We start from the raw sequence: 891 nt of genomic DNA on the forward strand, positions 1-891 counted from the left end.
CCAAAACAGGCTGACGGATATAAATAGATTAAAACCTGATGGTGTAACGGTGGAATATAACTACCACTATCAATTGGGTTTTGCCGGAGAACGCAAAAAGCTAACAGAAACCAGTGGACGTATTGTGGAATATGATTATGACGATTGCTACAGACTTAAAAAAGAAGAGATAACAGACCCTGTACTTGGAAACAGACTAATCACATACCAATACGACAAGGCAGGAAACAGGCTTGAGAAGAATGATAACGGAGTTATAACCAAATATGATCCTGATGATAACAACAGGATTAAGAGTGAAGGCAGTATCATTTACGATTATGATGACAACGGCAATTTGAAAACCAAAGTTGATGGAACTAAAACGACAACTTATGGTTATGATGGGGAAAACCGACTTATATCAGTGACGTTAACCGAATCAGGTAAAACAAAAGTTGAAACTTACGGGTATGACTGGGAAGGAAATAGAATCAGTAAAACTTCCAATGGTGTAGTGATAAAATATCTTGTAGATAGCTACAGTGGCCTTTCGAAGGTTATTGAAGAGCGTGACGGCAGCGGAAATCTTCTGGTTTACTACACCTATGGAAATGATTTGATCAGCCAAAAGAGAGGCGACGTTACAAGCTACTACCAGTACGATGGAATTGGAAGCACCAGAAGGCTAACGGATAAAGATGGTAATGTAACCGATACTTACATTTATGATGCTTTCGGCAATATATTGAATAGAACGGGCAACACAGAAAATAACTACATGTTTGCTGGAGAACAATACGATGCAAACAGCGGATCTTACTACCTAAGGGCAAGATACATGAACCCTCAGAATGGTAATTTCATAACCATGGATCCATACAGCGGAAGCCTGAATGACCCGACGAGCCT

The 891-nt window shown here is 39.7% G+C and carries 1 protein-coding gene; it reads left to right on the plus strand.

The genetic code is table 11. From position 1 onward, the window contains the following. The coding region (locus ACECE_RS28700; RefSeq protein WP_456049051.1) for an RHS repeat domain-containing protein at positions 1-891 on the plus strand (891 nt) is incomplete at both ends.

It is taken from the genome of Acetivibrio cellulolyticus CD2, assembly GCF_000179595.2.
Classification (GTDB): Bacteria; Bacillota; Clostridia; order Acetivibrionales; family Acetivibrionaceae; genus Acetivibrio; species Acetivibrio cellulolyticus.